The 16,748-nt window shown below is 60.9% G+C and carries 12 protein-coding genes and 1 pseudogene; 1 reads left to right on the forward strand and 12 read right to left on the reverse strand.

Translation table 11 applies throughout. From position 1 onward, the window contains the following. Positions 1-158: 158 nt before the first annotated feature. From HDC30_RS16990 to arcD (HDC30_RS17000), 3 genes are all read right to left on the reverse strand, one after another. Positions 159-1,169 (reverse strand): ornithine carbamoyltransferase, encoded by a 1,011-nt coding sequence (locus tag HDC30_RS16990; protein ID WP_003227481.1) that lies wholly within the window; start codon positions 1,167-1,169, stop codon positions 159-161. 69 nt (positions 1,170-1,238) lie between these two features. Next, positions 1,239-2,495, reverse strand: coding sequence for an arginine deiminase (arcA, locus tag HDC30_RS16995; RefSeq protein WP_027612548.1), 1,257 nt, complete (start codon positions 2,493-2,495; stop codon positions 1,239-1,241). A 31-nt stretch (positions 2,496-2,526) separates the two neighbouring features. Beyond that, positions 2,527-3,954, reverse strand: coding sequence for an arginine-ornithine antiporter (gene arcD, locus HDC30_RS17000; protein ID WP_183784099.1), 1,428 nt, complete (start codon positions 3,952-3,954; stop codon positions 2,527-2,529). A gap of 423 nt (positions 3,955-4,377) precedes the next feature. Between arcD (HDC30_RS17000) and arcD (HDC30_RS17005) the strand changes: the two genes are divergently transcribed. After that, positions 4,378-5,805 (forward strand): arginine-ornithine antiporter, encoded by a 1,428-nt coding sequence (gene arcD, locus HDC30_RS17005; protein WP_027612550.1) that lies wholly within the window; start codon positions 4,378-4,380, stop codon positions 5,803-5,805. Between the two features lie 117 nt (positions 5,806-5,922). Here the strand turns inward: arcD (HDC30_RS17005) and HDC30_RS17010 are convergent, their stop codons facing one another. From HDC30_RS17010 to gap, 9 genes and pseudogenes are all read right to left on the reverse strand, one after another. Beyond that, a complete protein-coding gene (locus HDC30_RS17010) occupies positions 5,923-7,269 on the reverse strand; it encodes a CoA transferase (protein ID WP_183784101.1) in 1,347 nt (448 codons plus the stop codon). Positions 7,270-7,458: 189 nt separating this feature from the next. Further along, complete coding sequence (locus tag HDC30_RS29585) at positions 7,459-8,214, reverse strand: methyl-accepting chemotaxis protein (RefSeq protein WP_371260381.1); 756 nt, start codon at positions 8,212-8,214, stop codon at positions 7,459-7,461. Between the two features lie 150 nt (positions 8,215-8,364). Next, positions 8,365-9,672 (reverse strand): annotated as a pseudogene (locus tag HDC30_RS29590) (cache domain-containing protein); the annotation flags it as partial. A gap of 285 nt (positions 9,673-9,957) precedes the next feature. Next, positions 9,958-10,350, reverse strand: coding sequence for a YbaN family protein (locus HDC30_RS17020; protein ID WP_183784105.1), 393 nt, complete (start codon positions 10,348-10,350; stop codon positions 9,958-9,960). Between the two features lie 166 nt (positions 10,351-10,516). Further along, positions 10,517-11,113 carry a biliverdin-producing heme oxygenase gene (locus HDC30_RS17025; RefSeq protein ID WP_183784107.1) on the reverse strand — a complete coding sequence of 199 codons (597 nt, stop codon included), beginning with the start codon at positions 11,111-11,113 and terminating at the stop codon, positions 10,517-10,519. A 112-nt stretch (positions 11,114-11,225) separates the two neighbouring features. Further along, the gene (locus tag HDC30_RS17030) at positions 11,226-13,811 is read right to left on the reverse strand and encodes a TonB-dependent receptor (protein WP_183784109.1); all 2,586 of its coding nucleotides are present in this window, start codon (positions 13,809-13,811) and stop codon (positions 11,226-11,228) included. Between the two features lie 122 nt (positions 13,812-13,933). Continuing rightward, entirely contained in the window at positions 13,934-14,899 is a 966-nt protein-coding gene (locus tag HDC30_RS17035) for a FecR domain-containing protein (RefSeq protein WP_183784111.1), read from the reverse strand. Between the two features lie 124 nt (positions 14,900-15,023). Then, positions 15,024-15,542, reverse strand: a complete 519-nt coding sequence (locus HDC30_RS17040; RefSeq protein ID WP_047599555.1) for an RNA polymerase sigma factor — start codon at positions 15,540-15,542, stop codon at positions 15,024-15,026. A 191-nt stretch (positions 15,543-15,733) separates the two neighbouring features. Next, positions 15,734-16,735, reverse strand: coding sequence for a type I glyceraldehyde-3-phosphate dehydrogenase (gene gap, locus HDC30_RS17045; RefSeq protein WP_027612558.1), 1,002 nt, complete (start codon positions 16,733-16,735; stop codon positions 15,734-15,736). Between the last annotated feature and the right edge of the window lie 13 nt (positions 16,736-16,748).

The following is a 16,748-nucleotide window of genomic DNA, read 5'->3' on the forward strand; positions in this document are numbered from 1 at the left end:
AACAGTGAAAGCTCGCAGGACGAATGCGGTCCCTGTGGGAGCCGGGCTTGCCCGCGATGGCGGTGGATCAGGCAACATTGTCGCTGGCTGACACACCGCTATCGCTGGCAAGCCAGCTCCCACAGTGACCGTGTCGTGTCAGTGAGAGCTGTATTGGTTTACAGATCAGCCAGGGTCGAGACCAGGATCGCCTTGATCGTGTGCATGCGGTTTTCCGCTTGCTCGAAGGCGATGCAGGCGGGCGACTCGAACACGTCGTCGGTCACTTCGATGCCGTTGGCCAGGTGCGGATACTGTTCGGCGATCTGTTTGCCGACCTTGGTATCGCTGTTGTGAAACGCCGGCAGGCAGTGCATGAACTTGGTGCGCGGGTTGCCGGTGGCTTTCATCAGCTCTTTGTTGACCTGGTACGGCAGCAGTTGCTGGATACGTTCGGCCCAGGCTTCAACCGGCTCGCCCATCGACACCCAGACGTCGGTGTGGATGAAATCGACGCCTTTGACTGCGGCTTTCGGGTCTTCGGTCAGGGTGATGCGGGCGCCGGATTCTTCCGCGTATTTCTTGCAGCGATCGACCAGATCGTCGTGCGGCCACAGGGCTTTCGGCGCGCAGATGCGCACGTCCATGCCGAGCTTGGCGCCGACCAGCAGCAGCGAGTTGCCCATGTTGTTGCGCGCGTCGCCGAGGTAGGCGTAGCTGATTTCGTGGATCGGCTTGTCGGCGTGTTCACGCATGGTCAGCACGTCGGCGATCATTTGCGTCGGGTGATATTCGTCGGTCAGGCCGTTGAACACCGGCACCCCGGCGAACTTCGCCAGCTCTTCGACGATTTCCTGTTTGAAACCACGGTATTCGATGGCGTCGTACATGCGACCCAGCACGCGGGCCGTGTCTTTCATGCTTTCCTTGTGGCCGATCTGCGACGAGTTCGGGTCGATGTAGGTGACGTTGGCGCCTTGGTCGTAGGCCGCCACTTCGAACGCGCAACGGGTGCGGGTCGAGGTTTTTTCGAAGATCAGGGCGATGTTGTTGCCCTTGAGGTGTTGCTGCTCGGTGCCGGTGTACTTGGCGCGTTTCAGATCGCGGGACAGGTCGAGCAGGTAACGCAGCTCACGTGGGGTGTGGTGTTCCAGGCTGAGCAGGTTACGGTTGTGGATGTTAAAAGCCATGATGGATCTCCTTCGGTGTCGGTTATCCCCCTGGCCGCGCTTTGTAAGTCGCGGCCAAGGCTCAGAGGTTTAGTAATCGATTGGGTCGCGGATGATCGGGCAGGTCATGCAGTGGCCGCCGCCGCGACCACGACCGAGTTCGCCAGCGCTGATGGTGATGACCTCCACGCCCGCCTTGCGCAGCAGGGTGTTGGTGTAGGTGTTGCGGTCGTAGCCGATGACCACGCCCGGTTCCACGGCCACCACGTTGTTGCCGTCGTCCCATTGCTCGCGTTCGGCGGCGAAGCTGTTGCCGCCGGTTTCCACCACGCGCAGCTTCGGCAGGTTTAGCGCAGCGGCGACAGTGTCGAGGAAGCTGCCTTCTTCGCGGCGGATGTCGATGCCACCCTGTTTGCTTTCGTCAGGACGCAGGGTGAAAGCGACGATCTGGTTGACCACTTCCGGGAAAATCGTCACCAGGTCGCGATCGCAGAAGCTGAACACGGTGTCCAGGTGCATCGCGGCGCGGGACTTCGGCAGGCCGGCGACGATGACTTTTTCCACGGCTTTGTTCTTGAACAGGTTCAGCGCCAGTTGGCCGATGGCCTGACGGGATGAGCGTTCGCCCATACCGATCAACACCACGCCGTTGCCGATCGGCATCACGTCGCCGCCCTCAAGGGTCGAGCTGCCATGGTCCTTGTCCGGGTCGCCGTACCAGATCTCGAAATCGGCGTTGGTGAACTGCGGGTGGAATTTGTAGATGGCGGTGGTCAGCAGGGTTTCCTGACGTCGCGCCGGCCAGTACATCGGGTTCAGCGTCACGCCACCGTAGATCCAGCAGGTGGTATCGCGGGTGAACTGGGTGTTCGGCAGCGGCGGCAGGATAAAGCTGGAGTGGCCGAGGAAGTCGCGGAACATCTGGATGGTCTTGCCACCGAAGCTGTCCGGCAGATCGTCGGCGGACACGCCACCGATCAGGTATTCGGCGATGTGTCGCGGCTCAAGGCTCTTCAGCCAGGATTTCACTTCGCTGATCAGGCCCAGGCCCACCGAGTCGGCGGTGACCTTGCGCTCGAGAATCCAGTCCAGCGCTTCAGGGATGGCGACGATGTCGGTCAGCAGGTTGTGCATTTCCAGCACGTCGATCCCGCGTTCACGCATCTTGGTCACGAAGTCGAAGTGGTCGCGCTTGGCCTGGGCGACCCAGAGCACGTCGTCGAACAGCAGTTCATCGCAGTTGTTCGGGGTCAGGCGCTGGTGGGCCAGACCTGGGGAGCAAACCATGACTTTGCGCAGTTTGCCGGCTTCGGAGTGGACGCCGTACTTAACTTTTTCCGTGGTCATTGCAGTGATCCTCCAGATTACAAATCAAGGGTTACAAGGTCAGGAAGCCGTCGTAGAGACCGTAGGCAGCCACCAGGGCACCCACAACCACTGCGGCGAAAATCAGCTTCTCGACGTTAGTGAAAATCGGTTGGTTGAGTTCCAGCTTGGCCTTGGCGAACAGGATCGCGCCGGGTGCGTAGAGCAGGGCCGAGAGCAGCAGATACTTGACCCCGCCGGCATACAGCAGCCACACCGCGTAGATCAGCGCGATGCCGCCGATAATCAGATCCTTGCGTCGTTCGGCCGCGAAGCCCTCGTAGCTTTCGCCGCGCACCGCCAGCAGCAGGGCATAGGCCGCCGACCACAGGTACGGCACCAGAATCATCGAAGTGGCGAGGTAGATCAGCGACAGGTAAGTGCTGGCCGAAAACAGGGTGATGATCAGGAACAGCTGGACCATCGCGTTGGTCAGCCACAGGGCGTTGACCGGTACGTGGTTGGCGTTTTCCTTGCGCAGGAACTCTGGCATGGTGTGGTCTTTGGCGGCGGCGAACATGATCTCCGCACACAGCAGCACCCACGACAGCAGCGCGCCCAGCAGCGAGATGATCAGGCCGACGCTGATCAGCACCGCGCCCCAATGACCGACCACGTGCTCAAGCACGGCGGCCATCGACGGGTTCTGCAGTTTGGCCAGTTCCGGCTGGGTCATGATGCCCAGCGACAGCACGTTGACCAGCACCAGGAACAGCAGCACGGTGATGAAACCGATGACGGTAGCCTTGCCGACGTCGGAGCGTTTTTCCGCCCGCGCCGAGAAGATGCTCGCGCCCTCGATGCCGATGAACACCCACACGGTAACCAGCATCATGTTGCGCACCTGGTTCATCACGCTGCCCAGATCCGGGTTTTTCACACCCCAGATGTCGGCGGTGAAGATGTCCAGTTTGAAGGCGAAGATCGCGATCAGCACGAACAGCAGCAATGGCACGACCTTGGCGACGGTGGTCACCAGGTTGATGAACGCCGCTTCCTTGATCCCGCGCAGTACCAGAAAGTGCACGGCCCAGAGCAGCACCGAGGCGCCGATCACCGCCGCCACCGTGTTGCCTTCACCGAAAACCGGAAAGAAATACCCGAGGGTGCTGAACAACAGAACAAAGTAGCCAACGTTGCCCAGCCAGGCACTGATCCAGTAACCCCAGGCGGACGAGAAACCCATGTAGTCGCCAAATCCGGCCTTGGCGTAGGCGTAGACACCGCCGTCCAGGTCAGGCTTGCGATTGGCGAGGGTTTGAAAGACAAAAGCGAGGGTGAGCATGCCGACAGCGGTGATGGCCCAGCCAATCAGTACCGCGCCGACGTCGGCGCTGGCGGCCATGTTTTGTGGCAAAGAGAATATCCCGCCACCAATCATTGAGCCGACTACCAAGGCAACCAGTGCACCTAGTCGTAGTTTTCCGGGAGCTTCAGACATTGCATGACTCCATTGCAGGAGAGAAGAGTTCACAGCGTAGATCTGTTGTCTGTTCAATCAGCTGACATAGATCAGTGCATGGCCACATTCCATTGTTAATGAATGACTTATGAAACAACTGGAGGCATAACGCTATCGCCTGAAAAGCCCGTCCTAGAGGCTTTTGCCTGATGTGGTTGGGAATTGGTCTTATTACTTTAGAGTTATCACGCTAGTTGTTTTTCAGCTTTTGGCAAATTTTCAGCATCTGTTTTCAGTACAGAATTGATTTATTAGGATTCGCGCACAAAACTGTCTTAGCGTGCTAGGCGTTAGCGTCAGTCGCTATATATAAACGAGTGTTTCTCGGTATTACCTGATAAACGTCGTCTGGTATCAGGCGTTTAGTTAATAGTTGTTACAAATGAATGAAGGGAGACAAGAATGTCGCAACCGACGCAAAAGCTGCGACTGGGTGCGTTGATCGCCCTGGTGGTGGGTTCGATGATTGGCGGGGGGATTTTTTCCCTGCCGCAGAACATGGCGGCCCGCGCCGATGCCGGGGCAATCCTGATCGGCTGGGGGATCACCGCCATCGGCATGCTGACCCTGGCGTTCGTGTTCCAGACCCTGGCCAACCGCAAGCCCGAGCTGGACTCGGGGGTCTATGCCTACGCCAAGGCCGGGTTTGGCGACTACATGGGTTTTTCGTCCGCCTGGGGCTACTGGATTAGCGCGTGGCTGGGCAACGTCGGTTATTTCGTCCTGCTGTTCAGCACCCTCGGTTACTTCTTCCCGGTGTTCGGCCAAGGCAACACGCCAATCGCCATCGGCTGCGCATCGGTGCTGTTGTGGGCGGTGCATTTTCTGGTGATGCGCGGGATCAAGGAGGCGGCGTTCATCAATCAGGTGACCACGGTCGCCAAGATCGTGCCGCTGATCATGTTCATCGTGATTGCCGCCGTGGCGTTCAAGGCCGACATTTTCACCCGCGACATCTGGGGCCGCAGCAACCCGAGCTTCGGCGGGGTGATGGATCAGGTGCGCAACATGATGCTGGTCACGGTGTTCGTGTTCATCGGCATCGAGGGCGCCAGCGTGTATTCGGCGCGGGCGGAGAAACGCAGCGACGTCGGGCGCGCCACGGTGATCGGCTTCCTCGGCGTGCTGGCGCTGCTGGTGCTGGTCAACGTGCTGTCGCTGGGGATCATGAGCCAGCCCGAACTCGCGACTTTGCAGAACCCGTCGCTGGCGGCGGTGCTGGAGCACATCGTCGGGCCGTGGGGCGCATTGTTGATCAGCCTCGGTCTGGCGGTGTCGCTGCTTGGCGCATTGCTGTCATGGGCGCTGCTTTGCGCGGAAATCCTCTTCGCCACGGCCCGGGACAAGACCATGCCGGCGTTCCTGAAAAAGGAAAACGCCAACCATGTGCCGGTCAATGCGCTGTGGCTGACCAACGTGATGATTCAAATTTTCCTGCTGATCACCCTGTTCTCGGCGGGCACGTACACCAGTCTGATTTATCTGGCCTCGTCGATGATTCTGGTGCCGTACCTGTGGTCGGCGGCGTATGCGGTGCTGCTCAGCGGACGTGGCGAAACCTATGAACATGCCTCGGCCGAACGTACCAAGGATCTGCTGATTGGCGGGATTGCTCTGTGTTATGCGGTGTGGTTGTTGTATGCCGGCGGGGTGAAATACCTGCTGCTGTCGGCGCTGCTGTATGCGCCGGGGGTGGTCCTGTTCGCCAAGGCCAAGCATGAGCAGGGCGAGCCGCTGTTCACCCCTGTCGAGAAAGGTATTTTTGCCTGTGTGCTGATCGGCGCGGGGCTGGCAGCGTATGGTTTGTACAGTGGGGTGTTGTCGCTGTAGGTGGATTGATTGTGCATCGGTGGTGTCAGTGCGGGCCTCTTCGCGAGCAAGCCCGCTCCCACAGGGGAATGCATTTCAAATGTGGGAGTGAGCCTGCTCGCGATAGCGATTTCAAATTCACCACAACGGGCGATGTGAACCCAGTTCGGTGGCCGGCAACGCCCACTGCAGCGGCGTTCCGCTGATCGTCATCGGTGCCAGCAAGCGGTGCGCCGGCCCCCACGGGGTCTGCTCCAGATGCGAGTTTTGATCCTGCGCATCTTCAGCCCGCAACGCTTCGCTCGACCCCGGCTCCTGTTCGATCAATAGCAGGGCGGTACGCGCCAGCGACAAGCGCGCCGAACCACCGCGGCCCGTCTTCAATCGCTGCGTCAGAAGCCGTATCGCACTCGCCGCCATCAGATACCCGGTCGCGTGATCCAGCGCCTGCACCGGCAGCGGCGTCGGCTTGTTAGCCTGTTTCCAGCGCTGTCCGGCCTCGGCGATGCCGCTGCTCATTTGCACCAGGCTGTCGAAACCCCGCCGGTTGCGCCACGGGCCGCTCCAGCCGTAGGCATTGAGACAGACGTCGATCAGCCCCGGCGCCAGTTGTCGGCGGCGTTCGGCGCCGAAACCGAGGTGTTCCAGGGCATCGGCACGGTAGCCATGTATGAGGATGTCGGCGTCCTTCAACAGGTTTTCGAACACTGCACGATCGTCCGGTTGCTGCAGGTCCAGCCGCGCACAGCGTTTGCCAAGAGTCATGTCGGGAATGACACCCGGCTCGTTCCAGCTCGGCGGATCGATGCGCAGCACGTTGGCACCGAGGCCCGCGAGAAAACGGCTGGCGGTGGGACCGGCGAGCACGCGGGTCAGGTCGAGCACCTTGAGCCCGGCCAGCGGTTGCGCCACCGAGCCTTGCCACGCGTTGGCCTTTTCATCCTGCGAATCGATGAAATGCACCAGCGGCTCGGCATTCACTGCCATCCCTTGCGGATGCTGCTGCCATTGCGCCCAGCTGCGCATTTCGGCGGCGCAGCCTTTGGCCTCGACCACCGCTTGCTCCAGATCGGCACTGCGCCATTGCGCGACTTTCGTCGCCATCGCGGCGCGATCGGCGCAGGTACCGAGCACGCTTTCAGCCGCAGCACGGTGATGTGGGGCGTTGGTGTGCAGGCGGATCCAGCCGTCCTTGGTTGCGTAGTCACCAGCGACCGGATCCCACAGCGGCGGGACTTCCCAGCCGATCGGCCGCAACGAGGTGGCAAACCAGAACGACGCCAGACGCCGATCGACTTCCACGGCGGGCAAGTGCCCGGTCTGTTGCCGGAGCAGTTCGCTGACGGCCTGACCGGCAGCGCCGATGCTGGCGCAGGCCAGGTCGGTGACGGCAAAAGCCGAGGGCAGGGCGCCCGTGGCGATGAACGGAATCGGCGTGTGGGGCAAGCCGAGCGCGGCTTGAATGGACGTGAGTAAATCAGTCATCGAAGGCCCTCCGGGAGAGAGGGCGATGATAGTGCAAAAAAATCTCGGGCCAGATGAAATTCCGGCAGGTGAACACTTACCCCTGTGGGAGCGAGCCTGCTCGCGAAAGCGGTGGATCAGTCACGTTGATGTTGAATGTGCTGCCGTCTTCGCGAGCAGGCTCGCTCCCACAGGGATTTTTGCAGTTTGCTAGACGCGGAACTGATCCATCAGCTTCATCTGCTGACTCGCCAACGCATTGAGCTGGCTGCTGATCGCCGCCGACTCGGTGGCCTGCTCGGTCAGGGTTTCAGTCACGGTGCGAATCGCCGAGACGTTGCGGTTGACCTCTTCGGCCACGGCGCTCTGCTGTTCGGCGGCGCTGGCGATCTGCAGGTTCATGTCGCTGATCACGGTGACCGCGTCGCTGATCTTGCCCAGCGCGTCCACCGCCTGACGGATCTGCCCGGCGTTGTTGTGCGCCTGGGTCTGGCTCGAATGCATGGTCGCGACCACGCCACGGGTGCCGGTCTGGATACGTTCGATGACGATGCGGATTTCTTCCACCGAATCCTGAGTGCGCTTGGCGAGGTTGCGCACCTCGTCGGCCACCACCGCAAAACCACGACCGCTTTCCCCGGCGCGGGCCGCTTCGATGGCAGCGTTGAGCGCTAGCAGGTTGGTCTGTTCGGCGATGCTGCGGATCACTTCCAGCACCGAACCGATCTGCTCGCTGTTGACTGCGAGGGCTTCAACTTCGGTTACCGCTTTGCTGACTTCATCGGCCAGTTGATTGATGTCGCGGGTACTGCGCTCGATGATCGACATGCCGTCCCTGGCCGACTGATCGGCACCCTTGGCGGCGTTGGCCGCGTTCGATGCGCTGTTGGCGACGTCGTGGGCGGTGGCACTCATTTCATTGGACGCGGTGGCGACCTGATCGATTTCGCGGAACTGCACCTGCATGCCTTCGCTGGTCTGGCGGGCGATTTCCGAGGACTGATCAGCAGTGCCACGCGCTTCGGTGATGCTCTGTTTGATCTGGGCGATGGTCGGTTGCAGCTTGTCGAGGAAGCGGTTGAACCAGTTCACCAGTTCGCCCAGTTCATCTTTCTTGCTGTAGTTCAGGCGCTGGGTCAGATCGCCTTCACCGCTGGCAATGTTCTTCAGCATCTCGGCGACATTGTTGATCGGGCGAGTGACACCGGAGGCGGTCAGCCAAATCAATAGCAAGCCAATCAAACCGGCAACGGCAGCCACCGCCAATGCGGTGAGCACACCGGTTTCCTGGGCATCGTCGAGCACTGCCTGCAGCTTCACCGAGTCGGCCAGCAGCACCTGTTTCGGCAGGTCGATGACCACACCCCAGGCCCGCGAATTTCCAATCGGGTCGACCGGGTACACCGCACGAATCAGCTCGCCCTGTTCGAGAATCTTCGGCGTGCCGCTGCTGACCAGTTGCAGCAGGTCCTTGCCGTCGGCGCCGAGGGTATCGCTGATCTTTTTACCGACCCTGGTCGCATCGGAACTGTCGGCGCCGAGCACGCCGCTGCCGGAGACGATCAGCATGTGCCCGGCGTTGTTGAACAGGTTGCGCTGCGACTCCACCGCCGCCGCTTGCAGGGCATCGAGGGCGATGTCGACACCGACCACGCCGATGGCCTTGCCGTCGACGATCAACGGCACGGAAATGGTGGTCATCAACATTTCCTTGCCGCCCACGGTGTCGGCATACGGGTCGAGCAGGCAAGTACGCTTGTTGTCGCGAGGGCAGGTGTACCAGCTGTTGTACGGGGTGCCGCTGACGCTGAGGGTGGTCTTGGTCATGTCTTCTTCGACCATGATCGTGTTCAGCGCCGAGCCGGCAGCGCGGCTCCAGTAGGTCGCAAAACGCCCGGCTTCGTTGGATTGACGCGCGGCGTCGTTGACGAATTCGCTGTCCTTGCCGTCGAGGCCGTTGGGTTCGAAGGCGAGCCAGATGCCGAGCACCTTGTCGTTGCGCTCGAACGCGGTTTTCAGGCTCAGGTTCAACTCTTCACGCAGGGCCCCGGCGTCCAGCGAATGCTTGGCGGCCAGCACGCGCATGTCCTTGATCTGATCGGCCAGCGCAGTGATCACCGTCAGGCTTTCGCCAAAGGTCTTCTGCACCCGCACTGCTTGTTCAGCGGCTTTGGCCTGCAACAGGTTCTGCACACTGGCAGTGAGCAACTGGTTGCTGGAGTTGCTGACCAGTTCGTCGTTCTGGTTGGTCTGGTAAATGTTCATGCCGACGATCAGCGCAACCACACCCAGCAGGCACAGGCCGGAGAGCAGGACGATTTTCAGGCGAATGGAGAGAGAGTCGAACATGGGGCGATCTCGTGAATGAATGAGCAGGTGGCCACGGGATGAACTACCCGGTTCGCCAAATCCATTCAGCGCCATGCATTGCTCATCGGCGCGCAGCGAGAGGGCATGAGCCGCTTGCCGACGAACGGTCAGCGCTAAACGTTTGCGCAGGGGAATGTGCTGAAAAGGCGATTAATTACAGGGAAGTTTCAGCCTGATGAACACCGGGGAGGTGATGAGGCTGTTGTGGCGAGGGAGCTTGCTCCCGCTCGGCGGCGAAGCCGTCGCAAACCCGGTAAACACGGTGAATCAGAAGAAATGCAGGGGAGCGCTTCGCACTCCAGCGGGAGCAAGCTCCCTCGCCACAGGGGGATCTGTGAGTCAGGAGGAGGGCATGGTTTCCGGGCGTGACCAGATCCACAGATTGCCCAGACTCATCCCGGCAATCGCCAGATACACCGGCCAGCCGTGATCGAGCATCACCAGCATCAGCGTCGCGCACAGCAGCATGCTGACGGTGGCGCTGACCTTGGCCTTGCGCGCGATGATCTTGCCGTTGCGCCAGTTGCTCAGGATCGGCCCGAACAGCCGATGGTTTTCCAGCCAGGCACTCAGGCGCGGCGAGCTGCGAGTCGCGGCCCAGGCGGCGAGCAGGATGAACTCGGTGGTCGGCAGGCCGGGCACGACGATGGCGATCAGGCCAATGCCGAGGCTGACATAGGCCAGCAGGCCGAACAACAGACGGGCGAGTTTTGAGGTGGCGGGTTGCGGCATGGGCTCAGCGGTTGCTTCTGAAGCGGGACGGGAATCTTACAGGCTTACACCGTTCCCCTGTAGGAGTGAGCCTGCTCGCGATGGCATCCGGTCATTCAACATTAATGTCGACTGATACACCGCCATCGCGAGCAGGCTCACTCCTACAAGGGGAATTTGCTGTGTATCAGGCCGGTTCGGCTTCTGTGGCGTAAGCCTGTTCCAGCAGCACGGTGAAGCGGTTGAACGCGTCGATTGCGCCTTGCTCGACTTCGGCTTCCTCTTCGGCGGTGAACTGCAGGGAATCGAGGGTGCGCACGAAGCTTTTCCAGCCTTCGGCACGGCCGCCTTCCGGTTCACCCAGGTGCCGGGCGCCGAAGGTTTCGCTGAGCTCCAGCGCCACCGCACGTTTGATCAGGAACGCTGCACCGAGCTTCGAACCTTCGGAGACAAAGATCCAGCCCAGGGCGCGGGCCTTGCTCGGGTTTTTCAGAGCGCCGGCCACCGGTGCCGGGATGTCGGTGTCGAGATCCGCCAGGTCAGCCTTGGCCGCATCCGCGCGGCAACGGGCCGGCAGATCCGGGACGATGGCAGCCAGTTCGGCGTTGTTATAGAGATCGACCAGTTCCGACTGGAACAGGTATTGCGCGACCACGAAACGCGCGAAGTTGGCGCGGGTTTCGAACGGCGCGTGGGCCTTGACCAGGGCGTCGAGCTTGCTGTGCGGCTCGTGGGTGATCTGGTTCAGGCGTTGTGAACGCAGGGCTTTTTCCGAAGTGGTCATGGGGGTGTCCTTGATAAAAGAGGCGCTTGATAACGAGACGAACGGGCAACTGCCAAACCGTAAAAAAAGCCCCGCGACGCGCTGATCAATGCGCGTCGCAGGGCCGTGCGGATCAGATGTCCCAGACCAGATTGATCGCGAAGTTGCGGCCCGGCTGGGTCAGGCGATCGAGGTTGGCCGGTTGCGTTACAGAGGCTTCGCCGACGCTGTCGTAACCGCGCACGTCATCCCACAGCCAGTACTTCTTGTCGGTCAGGTTGTAGATGCCGCCGCTGACGGTGACGTCGTCGGTGACTTTGTAGTAGCCGGCCAGATCGAGAATGCCGAAGCCCGGGGTCTTGAACTGGCTGCTGACGCCATCCGGCGACTTGAAGTTGCTGTCGTCGACGCGGTCCTTCTTCTTCACCACGGTCCAGCTCAGCAGGCCGCCGTAGTTGTCCTGGTCGTAACCCAGACCGAATACGCCGGTCAGCGGATTGACGCTGTTGAGCGGCTCGCCGTTGTCGTTGTTGCGACCATAGGCGTAAGCAATCGAGCCTTGGGTGTAGAGGCCTTGCGGCGCGCCGAATGCATCGAGGTTCAGACGACCTTTGACTTCGGCACCCTTGATGGTCGCGTGCTTGATGTTGCTCGACTGGAAGGTCAGCTCGTCGTAGCCGGGAGTGACCGCGTCTTCGTTGATGAAATCGCGGTACTTGTTATAGAACACCGCCACGTCGAACGAGCCTTGCTCGAAGTTGCCGCGCAGACCGGTTTCATAGCTTTTGCTTTTCTCCGGTTCCAGGTTCGGGTTCGGCGCCACGTTGTAGCCGGTGGTGCTGTTTTCAAAGCGTCCATACAGCGCTTTCGCGGTCGGCGTGCGGAAACCTTCGGCGTACTGGCCGTACCAGGTGTAGTTATCGGTCAGGGCGTAGGTCAGGCCGAATTTGGGCGAAACTTTGTGCCAGCTCTTGTTCGCGTCGCTGACGGTGCCGTTGCCGTCGGCGGCCACGGTGTTGAGGAATTCCTGGGTGATGTGCGGCTTGAGCTGGGTGTGGTCGTAGCGCAGGCCCGGCAGGAAGGTCCACTTGTTCCAGCTGATCTGATCCTGGGCAAACAGGCTGTAGGTGTTGATGGTCGGGTCCGGGAAGTCGCTGGATTTTTTCAGCACATCCGCCGCGCTGGTGGCGCCGATGGCGGTGCAGCCTCGGCCGACTGCCAGGCACTTGCCATCGCCGCTGCGCGAGCCGGTGACTTTCTGCTGTTTGATCGTGGTGCCGTAAGTCAGCACGTGATCGGTGTCACCGATGGCGAAGGCCTTGTCCAGTTGCGCGTCGAATACCCACTGTTTTTCCTCGTAGACCGTGTCGCGGGTGCGCAGCACTTTACGGGTCATCGGGTAGTAGAACTCTTCGGTGCTCTGATCGGTCTTGGCGATCTGGTGATTGAGGCTCCACTTCACGTTATCGGCCAGCAGGCTGTCGAGGGCGAAACTGTGCTCGAGGCCGAAACGCTCACGGGTGATGGTGTCGTTGCCGGTACGCCACTGGTACATGCCGCCGGGCAGCACGCTGTTGGGGATGGTCGGCGCGCCATTGAAGTACGGGCCGCCGTAAGCGCTTTTCTGATCGGTGTCGCGATCGTCCTTGTACTTCTCGTAGGTCAGTCCCAGGCGCGAATCGTCGTTGTAGTTCCAGCCGATCTTCGCCAGGACGTTGGTGGCTTTGACGTCTTCCGGGTTGGCGGCGGTGCGCGTCAGGCCGGTGCTGTTGTTGCTACCGTAGGAATCGGTTTCGTGACCGTCGCGCTGGCTGAAATGCAACAAGCCGTCGAACTGCTCGGCGCGGCCGGCGACGGTGGCGGATTTCAGCCAGCTCTCATCGGCGGAACTGTAACCGGTTTTCAGGCGAGCGCCGACGTCTTTGCCGGGCTTGATGATGTCGTCCGGGTCGAGGGTGTAGTAACTGACGGCGCCGCCGATGGCGTTGCTGCCGTACAGCACCGAGGCCGGGCCACGGAGGATTTCCACGCGTTTGACGATTTCCGGGTCGACGTAATTGCGCTGGGTCTTGGCATACGGGCCGTTGAAGAAACCGTCCGGTACTTCGACGCCGTCAACCTGCGTCAGGATGCGGTCGCCATCGATGCCGCGAATGTTATAGCCGCTGATGCCGCCACGCTGGCCGGCGCCGCCGACGGATACGCCCGGCTCGTAGCGCACCAGATCCTTGATGGTGTTGACGTTGTTGCGGTCGAGATCCTGGCGGGTCTGCACAGTGACGGTGGCCGGAACGCTATTGACCGACTGTTCCTGGCGGGTGGCGCTGATGGTCACCTGATCCAGATTGAGTGCGCCGCTGGAGCTGCGCTTCTCCAGCACCACGTTGTTGTTGCTCAGCTTGCGGAAGCTCAGGTTGGTCCCCACCAACAGGCGCTCCAGGGCTTTTTCCGGCGGCAGCGAACCGCGCACACCCGGCGACGACACGCCTTGACCCAGTTCTGCCGGCAAGCCGACCTGCCAGCCGGTGACGCTGGTGAAGGCATTGAGCGCCGACACCAGCGGTTGCTGGCCGATCGAGAACGAATAATCACCCATGTTGCGCGCCGGTTGTTCGCTGGCAGCCATCAGCGGTGCAGTGCCGGCCATGAGGATGGCGGCCGTCAGCAGCGACAATACGCGGGAAGGGGTAGCAGTCTGGCGGGTAAGGCGAGAGGACATCGATAGCGCTCCGTGTCGCACGAATCTTTATAGGTGCTGATCCGCCTCCGAAGATGCGAATCAATTGCATTGGCTATAACGAGACGAACGGGCTTTGGCTATCGAGTAAAAATAATTCTCATTTAGTTCAGGATCACCAGCGCGGGGAATTCCTGCAGGCGCGCCGAGGTGATGTGGGCGAGGGAACGCACCACGTCCAGCGGCTGGTCAAGGCGGTAGTTGCCGGTGACGTTGACGTCGGCCAACTGCTCGTTGGTGTTGATGATCCAGCCTGGGTAGTAGCGGCGCAGTTCGGCAAGCACCTTGTCGAGCGGACAGTTCTCGAAGATCAACCGGCCCTGAACCCAGGCCAGGTCGGTGGCAGTATCCAGTTTGGCCGGACGATCGAAACCGTTGGGGCCGATGCGGATGCTTTCGCCGGCGCTCAAACGCACCCGCGCGTCGTTGTGCGTGGCACGCAAATCGACATCGCCGCGCTGCACATTGACCTGCGCGACGCCGTCCAGATAGCGCACGGCGAACGCGGTGTCGCGCACGCTGGCCTGCACCGGGCCGGCATCGATTTGCAGCGGCTGGCCACGGTTGGCGGCCACTTCGAAAAACGCTTCGCCCTGATACAGCCGCGCCACGCGCTGCTGGTCATTGATGGTGCTGGAGAATGCCGAGTTGGTATTGAGCAGCACCTTGGAGCCATCCTCCAGTTGCAGGCGCTGACGCTCGCCGACCACGGTCAGGTGATCGGCCTGAATGCGCATCGGCAGATTGCTGAAACTGAACAGGCCCAGAATCAGCACCGCAGCGGTGGCCAACGGTTTCCAGTGCGGACGCAACCGCTTGAGAACGGTGACTTTCGCCGGTTTGGCCGCGAGGCTTTGCGCGCACTGGGCGACTTGCGGCCCGTCCCAGATCGCCTGCGCCTTGGCGAACGCCTCGGCATTCAACGGATCGGCCGCCAGCCAGGCATGGAACTGCCGGGTCTGTTCCTCGTCCGGGCTGCCGAGCACAATGAGCCAGTCCAGAGCCTGATCCATTGCGTTGGCAGCGTCCTGCGCCGAATCCGGCGAAGGCGAGCGGTGGGTGTCCGTCACGGTGTTTCCTCGGCAGTGTCTGTGCACGGCTGTTTTTTAAGTGAAGCGTAAAAGTCGGCCAAGGGTAGCAAAGCCCGATGATCAGTGCAGGCGATCCTGACACTTACAGAAAAGCCCTACGACTTCAGTCGCCATTCAGACGTTCGGCGACGCCAATACAAATGGTCATGATCAGCTTCAGCTCCTTTTGCACGGTGCTGAGGGAAACATTCAGTTCGTCGGCGATTTCCTGATAGCTGTGCCCGTGCAGGCGGCTGAGGATGAAAATCTGCTGCTGACGCGGGCTGAGTTGACTGAGGCTCACGTTCAGGCGCTCCAGCAATTGTTCGGCGTGGGCGGCGTCTTCGGCGCTGCTGGCGGGGGCGGCGACGCTGTGCACCACGTCCTGTGGCACGTCATCGACCATGGTCCGCGAATGGATCTTGCGCGCACGCAGGTGATCCAGCGCCAGGTTGCGCGCGGTCTGGAACACGAAGGGTTCAAGGTGATCGATGGCGCGCTCGCTCAGCGCCCGCGTGACGCGCAGGTAGGTCTCCTGCAACAGGTCTTCGGCGGTGCTGTGGTTGTTGACCATCCGTTCGATCGTGCGCAGCAGGGACGTGCGCTGAGAGAGGAAGACATGATTGAAGCGCGATTGACTCACGGGGGAACCTGATCCATTTCGAGCGAATGATAATGCTTATCATCCATCCGAGTGGTCAAGTGTTGATTTCAGATTGAAATCAAAAACCTGTGGGAGCGGGCTTGCTCGCGAATGCGGTGAGTCAGTCGATACATTAATTGCCTGACACGACGCCTTCGCGAGCAAGCCCGCTCCCACATGGGAGGAGGGAATTACTCCGCGTTGCAGAGCGCCAGGCAGTTATCCAGCATACGGTTGGAGAAGCCCCATTCGTTGTCGTACCAGGCCAGTACCTTCAGCAGTTTGCCGCTGGCTTTGGTGTGGTTGGCGTCGAAGATCGACGACAGCGGGTTGTGGTTGAAGTCGCTGGAAACCAGCGGCAACGTGTTGTAACCCAAAATTTTCGAGTGCTGGCTGGCGGCTTTCATCAGCGCGTTGACCTCATCGGCCGAGGCTTCTTTTTTCAACTGCACTGTCAGGTCCACCAGCGACACATTGATCACCGGCACCCGCACGGCCATGCCGGTCAGTTTGCCCGCCAGTTCCGGCAGCACCAGGCCTACCGCTTCAGCGGCGCCGGTCTTGCTCGGGATCATGTTCTGCGTGGCCGAACGCGCGCGGTACGGGTCGGTGTGGTAGACGTCGGTGAGGTTCTGGTCGTTGGTGTAGGCATGAATCGTGGTCATCAGACCGCTTTCGATCCCCAACTCGCGGTGCAGGACCTGTGCCACCGGCGCCAGGCAGTTGGTGGTGCACGAAGCGTTGGAGATGATCTGGTGCGACTGGCGCAGAATGTCGTGGTTCACGCCGTAAACCACAGTGGCGTCGGCGCCTTTGGCCGGGGCCGAGATGATGACTTTGCGCGCGCCGGCAGTAAGATGCGCGGCGGCTTTGGCACGGTCGGTGAACAGACCGGTGCATTCGAACACCACGTCGATTTTTTCCGCCGCCCATGGCAGCTCGGCCGGGTTGCGAATGGCGCTGACCGCAATGCGGTCGCCATTGACCGTAAGGCTCTCATTGTCATGGGCCACTTCGGCGTCGAATGTGCCGTGAACGGTGTCGTATTTGAGCAGATGGGCGTTGATGGCGCTGTCGCCCAGATCGTTGATGGCGACGATCTGCAAATCCTGTCGATAGCCTTGGGTATACAGTGCGCGCAGGACATTACGGCCGATGCGGCCAAAACCATTGATTGCGATTCGAAGAGTCATTGAACAGCGCCGC

This window comes from Pseudomonas sp. JAI115 (genome assembly GCF_014200835.1).
Lineage (GTDB): Bacteria > Pseudomonadota > Gammaproteobacteria > Pseudomonadales > Pseudomonadaceae > Aquipseudomonas > Aquipseudomonas putida_A.